Origin of the sequence: Microlunatus flavus, from assembly GCF_900110855.1 — a bacterium.
In the GTDB taxonomy this organism is placed as follows: Bacteria; Actinomycetota; Actinomycetes; order Propionibacteriales; family Propionibacteriaceae; genus Microlunatus; species Microlunatus flavus.
Genome location: NZ_FOFA01000002.1, coordinates 717900 through 724894 on the forward strand (window position 1 = coordinate 717900; position 6995 = coordinate 724894).

Below are 6995 nucleotides of genomic sequence, written 5' to 3' on the forward strand. Positions count from 1 at the left end.
CCGGCATGAGCAACGCGGCACCGCGCTCGGAGGAGGCGCTCTCGCTCGTCGAGAAGGCGTCGATCCTCACCGAGGCGCTCCCGTGGCTGGAGACGTACGTCGGCAAGACCGTCGTGATCAAGTACGGCGGCAACGCGATGGTCGACGAGGACCTCAAGCGCGCCTTCGCCTCCGACATCGTCTTCATGAAGCGCTGCGGCGTGCACCCCGTGGTCGTGCACGGCGGCGGCCCGCAGATCTCCTCCATGCTCGGCCGGCTGGGCATCCCCTCGGAGTTCCGCGGCGGCCTGCGGGTCACCACGCCGGAAGCCATGGAGGTCGTGCGGATGGTCCTGGTCGGCCAGGTCGGTCGCGACCTGGTCGGCCTGATCAACGCCCACAGCACGCTGGCGATCGGCCTCTCCGGCGAGGACGGCGGGCTGTTCACCGCGCAGCGCCGCGGAACCGTCGTCGACGGCGAGGAGGTCGACCTCGGGCTCGTCGGCGACGTCGCGCACGTGCGCACCGAGGCGATCCGTGGGCTGATCGACGCGGGCAGCGTCCCTGTCGTCGCCAGCATCGCCCCCGACGCGAACGGCGTCGTGCACAACGTCAACGCCGACACCGCGGCGGCCGCCCTGGCCGTCGCCCTCGGGGCCGAGCGGCTCGTCGTCCTCACCGACGTCGAGGGGCTCTACCGCGACTGGCCCGCCTCCACCGAGGTGATCGAGGAGCTGAGCGCCTCCGAGCTGCGCGCGCTGATGCCGGCGCTGCAGTCGGGCATGGTGCCCAAGATGGAGGCCTGCCTGCGCGCGGTGGAGGGCGGCCTGACCCGTGCGACGGTCACCGACGGGCGCGTCCCGCACGCCCTGCTGCTGGAGATCTTCACCAACGCCGGGATCGGCACGATGGTCACCCAGGACGGCCTGGTCCGCCTCGGCAGCCGCGTGTTCTCGGCGGAGGAGGGCATCCCGCCCCACGAGTACGCGAACGGCGAGTTCAGCCGCGTCCCGGCCCCGGCGCCCACGCCGACCCCCGCCCACGACCCGGAACCCTCGGCCCTCGACGACGTAGGAGGACTCTCGTGACCGCCCTCTCGACAGGCACCGGGGCCGCCCGCGACGTGCTGGTCAGCGCCGAGCTGGCCGGGCCCGCGCCCCGCGGATCCCAGGGCGTGCTCGAGGCGTACGCGCACTCGGTCATGAACACGTTCGGCCCGCCCAAGCGGGTCTTCGTCCGCGGCGAGGGCTGCCACGTCTGGGACGCCGACGGCCGCCGCCACCTCGACCTGCTGGCCGGCATCGCCGTGAACGCGCTCGGCCACGCCCACCCGACGGTCCTCGCGGCGGTCACGGGGCAGATCTCGACGCTCGGCCACGTCAGCAACTTCTTCGCCACCCCGGCGCAGGTCGCGCTGGCGACCCGGCTCGCCGGCCTGACCGGCGACCCGGACGCCAAGGTGTTCTTCACCAACTCCGGCACCGAGGCCAACGAGGCGGCCTTCAAGCTGACCCGGATGACCGGGCGCACGAAGATCATCTCCACCGAGGGCGCCTTCCACGGCCGCTCGATGGGCGCGCTCGCGATCACGCACAACCCGAAGTACCGCGCGCCGTTCGAGCCGCTGCCCGGCGACGTGACGTTCGTGCCGTACGGGGACGCCGACGCCCTGGCCGCCGTGGTCGACGACACGGTCGCCGCGGTCGTCCTCGAACCCATCCAGGGCGAGAACGGCGTCGTCGTGCCGCCACCCGGCTACCTCGCCCGGGCCCGCGAGCTGTGCGACGCGGCCGGCGCGCTGCTCTGGGTCGACGAGGTGCAGACGGGCATGGGGCGCACCGGTTCCTGGCTGGTGCACACCGCGCAGGGGGTGCGCGCCGACGTCGTCACCGTGGCCAAGGGCCTGGGCAACGGCTTCCCGGTCGGCGCGTGCATCGCCACCGGCCGGGCCGCGTCGCTGCTCCAGCCGGGCAGCCACGGCTCGACCTTCGGCGGCAACCCCGTCGCCGCGATCGCGGGCCTGGCGGTCATGAACGTCATCGAGCGCGACGGCCTGCTCGAGCACGTGACGGCGATGGGGGAGCACCTGGAGCGCTCCGTCATGGGCCTCGGCCACCCGCTGGTGGCGGAGGTCCGGGGCCGCGGTCTGCTGCGCGGCGTCGTGCTCACCGCCGACGTCGCGCCGGCGGTGACCGACCTCGCCCTCGAGGCCGGGTTCGTGATCAACGCTCCGCGGCCCCACGTGCTGCGGATCGCGCCCCCGCTGATCATCACGGCCGCGCAGCTCGACACGTTCGTCGAGGCGCTGCCCGGCCTCCTCGACGCCGCCTCGGGAGGTGTCTCGTGACCGCCCAGCCTTCGACGACGCCGGTGCGTCACCTGCTCGCCGACGACGACCTCACGCAGACGGAGCAGGCCGCCGTCCTCGACCTGGCCGAGCGGCTGCGCACCGACCCGTACGCAGCCCGCTCGCTCGCCGGCCCGCGCAGCGTCGCCGTGATCTTCGACAAGCCGACGCTGCGGACGCAGGCCTCCTTCAGCGCCGGCATCGCCGAGCTCGGCGGCTTCCCGATGATGGTCGACGGCCGGCTCGCCGCGATCGGCAAGCGCGAGACCATCCCCGACGTCGCCCGGGTGCTCGGCCGGCAGACGGCGGCGATCGTGTGGCGCACCTTCGCGCAGGACGACCTGGCGACGATGGCCGCGTACGCCGGGGTGCCGGTCGTCAACGCGCTCACCGACGCCTACCACCCCTGCCAGATCCTGGCCGACCTGCAGACGCTGCGCCAGCACGGGCGCCCGCTGCCCGGGCTGACCTTCGCCTACGTCGGGGACGGCGCCAACAACATGGCCGCGTCCTACCTCCTCGGTGGGGCCACCGCCGGGATGCACGTCCGGATCGGGGCGCCCGAGGGCTTCCACCCGGAGCCGGGGCTCGTGGCGCGGGCCCAGACGCTCGCGGCGGCGAACGGGGGCAGCGTCACCGTCACCGACGCACCGGCCGAGGCCGTCGCGGGCGCGGACGCGGTCGCGACGGACACGTGGGTGTCGATGGGCCAGGAGGACGACGGGCTGGACCGGGAGACCGCCTTCGCGGCCTACCAGGTCGACGACGCCCTGCTGCGGCACGCGGACGGCGACGCGCTGTTCCTGCACTGCCTGCCCGCCTACCGGGGCAAGGAGGTGAGCGAGGAGGTCCTCGAGGGCCCGCGCTCGGTGGTGTGGGACGAGGCGGAGAACCGTCGGCACGCGCAGAAGGCCGTCCTGACCTTCCTGCTCGAGCGCTCCGGCCTCGTCGAGCCGAGCGGGCTCCTGGCGCCCGCCGCGGCCGGCGACCGAGGGGCGGCGTGACCGTGACGCGGGGGGCGGCACCGACCAAAGCCGCCCGGCACGCCCGCGTCGTCGACCTGCTCGGCAGCCAGCAGGTCCGCTCGCAGACCGAGCTGGCCGAGCTGCTGGCCGCGGAGGGCCTGCACGTCACGCAGGGCACGCTGTCGCGCGACCTCGTCGAGCTCGGCGCCTTCCGCGTCCGCGGGGCGGGCGGGCACCTCGTCTACGCCGTGCCCGCCGACGGCGGCGACCGCACGCCGCTCGTCGGGGAGTTCGCCACCTTCGAGAACCGGCTGGCCCGGCTGTGCCAGGAGGTGCTCGTCTCGGTCGAGGCCTCGGCCAACCTCGTCGTGCTGCGCACCCCGCCCGGGGCCGCCCAGTACTTCGCCTCGGCCCTCGACCGGGTCGGCTGGACGTCGGTGCTGGGGACGATCGCCGGCGACGACACCATCCTGCTCATCACGCGGAGCCCCGAGGGCGGCGAGGCGCTGGCCGCCGACCTGGTCCGCATGAGCGAGACCGGCAAGCCCAGGGAGACCTCATGAGCGAGCACGACACGGCGACGACCCCGGAGCACGCGGGTCGGCTCTGGGGCGGCCGCTTCGCCGGCGGCACCGCGCCGGCCATGGCGGCGCTGAGCCGCTCCACGCAGTTCGACTGGCGCCTGGCGCCGTACGACCTCGCCGGGTCGGTCGCGCACGCCCGTGCGCTGCACCGGGCGGGGCTGCTGACCGACGACGAGCTGGCCGGGATGCTCGACGGGCTGGCGACGCTGCGCGACGAGGTCGCCTCCGGCGCCTTCGTCCCGGGCCCGGACGACGAGGACGTGCACGGCGCCCTCGAGCGCCGGCTCACCGAGGTCGTCGGGGCCGACCTGGGCGGCCGGCTCCGCGCCGGGCGCTCCCGCAACGACCAGGTGGCCACGCTGCTGCGGCTGTGGCTGCGCGACCACCTCCGGCTCGTCGCCGCGGCCGCCGGCGAGGTCGCCACCGCGCTGCACGACCAGGCGACGGCGCACCTCGGGGCGCCGATGCCGGGCCGGACGCACCTCCAGCACGCCCAGCCCGTCCTGCTCTCCCACCACCTCCTGGCGCACGCCTGGCCGCTGCTGCGCGACGTGGACCGGATGCGCGACCTCGACGCCCGGCTGGCGCAGAGCCCGTACGGGTCGGGAGCCCTGGCCGGCACGTCGCTCGGGCTGGACCCCACCTTCGTGGCCGAGCAGCTGGGCTTCGCCGGCTCGGTCGCGAACTCGATCGACGGGACGGCGGCCCGCGACCTGGCGGCCGAGGCGGCGTACGTCCTCGCGCAGGTGGGCGTCGACCTCTCCCGGCTCGCGGAGGACGTGATCCTCTGGTGCACCTACGAGTTCGGCTTCGCCCGGCTCGACGACGCCTGGTCCACGGGGTCGAGCATCATGCCGCAGAAGAAGAACCCCGACGTCGCCGAGCTGGCCCGCGGCAAGGCGGGACGGCTGGTCGGCAACCTCGCGGGTCTGCTGACGACGCTCAAGGGCCTGCCGCTGGCGTACGCGCGAGACCTCCAGGAGGACAAGGAGCCGCTCTTCGACTCGGTCGACCAGCTCCTCGTGCTGCTGCCCGCCGTGGCCGGGATGGTCGGCACGCTGACCTTCGACACCGAGCGGCTCGCGAGCCTGGCCCCGCGCGGCTTCTCGCTGGCGACGGACCTGGCCGACTGGCTGGTCCGCGAGCGGGTGCCCTTCGCCGTCGCCCACGACGTCGCCGGGGAGGCGGTGCGCTACTGCGAGCAGCGGGGCCTCGAGCTGTCGGACCTGACGCCGGCGCAGCTGCAGGAGGTGTCGCCGCTGCTGGCGCCCGCGGTGCTGGACGTCCTCACCGTCGCCGGCTCCATCGACAGCCGCGACGGGCGCGGCGGCACGGCGACCGTGCGGGTGCGCGAGCAGCTGGACGAGGTGGCGACCGCGCTCGGCGAGGCGCAGGCGTGGGCGACGAGAAACCCGGCGGGGCCAGCCGGTCCCGACGCCTAGGGTTGGCGACCGTGAGCGACGTGCTGGACGAGCTGAAGTGGCGGGGCCTGCTGGCCAACTCGACCGACGAGGAGGCGCTGGCCGCGCACCTCGACGCGGGGCCGGTGACCTTCTACGTGGGGTTCGACCCGACGGCGCCGAGCCTGCACTTCGGCAACCTGGTGCAGCTCGTGGTCGCCCGGCTGCTCCAGCGCGGCGGCCACCGGCCGCTGCTGCTGGTGGGGGGCTCCACGGGGATGATCGGCGACCCCAAAGAGTCGGGGGAGCGGGTGCTCAGCAGCCCGGAGGTGGTGGCGGCACGGGTCGAGCGCATCCGCGAGCAGGTCGCGCGGTTCATCGACCTCGGCGGTGACAACCCCGCCCGGCTGGTGAACAACCTCGACTGGACAGGACCCATGTCGGTCCTGACCTTCCTGCGCGACGTCGGCAAGCACTTCCCGGTCAACCGGATGCTCGCCCGTGACGTCGTGCGCAACCGGCTGGAGGAGGGGATCTCCTACACGGAGTTCTCCTACGTGCTGCTGCAGTCGATGGACTTCCTCGAGCTGTTCCGGTCGCACGGCTGCACGCTGCAGTTCGGGGGCAGCGACCAGTGGGGCAACATGACCGCCGGGGTGGAGCTCGTCCGCCGGGCGGAGGGCGAGCGGGTCCACGCGATGGCCACCCCGCTGCTCACCAAGGCCGACGGGACCAAGTTCGGCAAGACGGAGAGCGGCACGGTCTGGCTCGACCCGGCCATGACGTCCCCGTACGCCTTCCACCAGTTCTTCCTCCAGGCCGAGGACGAGAAGGTCGTGGACTACCTCAAGGTGTTCTCCCCCCGGGGACGGGAGGAGATCGAGGAGCTCGCCCGCCAGACCCGCGAGGAGCCGTACCGCCGGGCGGCCCAGCGCGCGCTGGCGGACGACGTGACGGCTCTGGTCCACGGGGAGCCCGAGCGGGACGCGGCGGTGGCCGCCGGGCAGGCGCTGTTCGGTCAGCACGACCTGGCGGAGCTGCCCGAGCCGGTGCTCGCCGGCGTGGTCTCCGAGCTGGGTGGGGGTGAGGTCGACGTCGACACGGGCTGGCCGAGCGTGGCGGAGGTGCTGCAGGCGGGTGGCGTCGTGGCGAGCCGGTCGGCCGGACGCCGTGCGGCCGCCGAGGGCGGGGCGTACCTCAACAACCGTCGGGTGACCGACGGGGATGCGCAGCTGTCCGCCGACGACCTCCTGCACGGCCGCTGGGTGATCGTGCGCCGGGGCAAGCGGACGGTCGGCGCCGTTACCATCAGCGGCACCTGAGCCGGCGTCCGTGGACGCTCCTGGGCGGTGTGAGAACGCCCACCGCCCAGGAGTTGCCTGCGGCGTCATCTGGGCGTAATGTTCTTTCTCGCCCCCCGGGGCAGCGGACGAGCAAGACAGTGGCCTTCGGGTCTGCTGGTGGACTCGGCCGGAACTGGGTGGGATCCACTGGGCCAAGGTTGTCCGGATAGGTGTGCGCTCTTGTCGAGCCCATCGATGCCGGTGCTGGCGGACGTCTGGTGGGGGTCGGGTCTGGCGGATTTGCTTCGTCGGGGATGACCGGGTAATGTTTTACGAGTTGCCCCAAGCCGGGATGTGAGTCCCGTGTGCGGTGTGCGAGCGAAGTTTGAGAACTCAACAGCGTGCTTAAAAGTCAATGCCAAATAGCACTATCGAAC

General features: G+C 73.6%; 6 protein-coding genes. All 6 read left to right on the plus strand.

What is annotated here, in order from left to right; all coding sequences use genetic code 11:
* Positions 1 to 5: 5 nt before the first annotated feature.
* Genes argB through tyrS form a run of 6 tightly spaced genes read left to right on the plus strand, consistent with a single transcriptional unit; the run spans position 6 to position 6597 of the window.
* Positions 6 to 1067, plus strand: a complete 1062-nt coding sequence (argB, locus tag BMY04_RS07680) for an acetylglutamate kinase (RefSeq protein ID WP_091178489.1) — start codon at positions 6 to 8, stop codon at positions 1065 to 1067.
* A 38-nt stretch (positions 1068 to 1105) separates the two neighbouring features.
* Positions 1106 to 2326: an acetylornithine transaminase gene (locus BMY04_RS07685; RefSeq protein WP_408630451.1), complete on the plus strand. Its 1221-nt coding sequence runs from the start codon at positions 1106 to 1108 to the stop codon at positions 2324 to 2326.
* Positions 2323 to 3330, plus strand: coding sequence for an ornithine carbamoyltransferase (argF, locus tag BMY04_RS07690; protein WP_232506170.1), 1008 nt, complete (start codon positions 2323 to 2325; stop codon positions 3328 to 3330). The genes BMY04_RS07685 and argF overlap by 4 nt, the downstream gene beginning before the upstream one ends.
* Complete coding sequence (locus BMY04_RS07695) at positions 3327 to 3854, plus strand: arginine repressor (RefSeq protein ID WP_091178490.1); 528 nt, start codon at positions 3327 to 3329, stop codon at positions 3852 to 3854. Before argF ends, BMY04_RS07695 begins: the two co-directional genes overlap by 4 nt.
* Positions 3851 to 5317, plus strand: coding sequence for an argininosuccinate lyase (gene argH, locus BMY04_RS07700; protein ID WP_091178491.1), 1467 nt, complete (start codon positions 3851 to 3853; stop codon positions 5315 to 5317). Before BMY04_RS07695 ends, argH begins: the two co-directional genes overlap by 4 nt.
* Before the next feature lie 11 nt (positions 5318 to 5328).
* The gene (gene tyrS, locus BMY04_RS07705) at positions 5329 to 6597 is read left to right on the plus strand and encodes a tyrosine--tRNA ligase (protein ID WP_091178605.1); all 1269 of its coding nucleotides are present in this window, start codon (positions 5329 to 5331) and stop codon (positions 6595 to 6597) included.
* The last annotated feature ends 398 nt before the right edge of the window (positions 6598 to 6995 follow it).

What these genes read in the sequence shown, in the direction of transcription:
- argB (WP_091178489.1), top strand. Translation starts at nt 6, where the DNA reads ATGAGCAACGCGGCACCGCGCTCGGAGGAGGCGCTCTCGCTCGTCGAG.
- argH (WP_091178491.1), top strand. Translation starts at nt 3,851, where the DNA reads ATGAGCGAGCACGACACGGCGACGACCCCGGAGCACGCGGGTCGGCTC.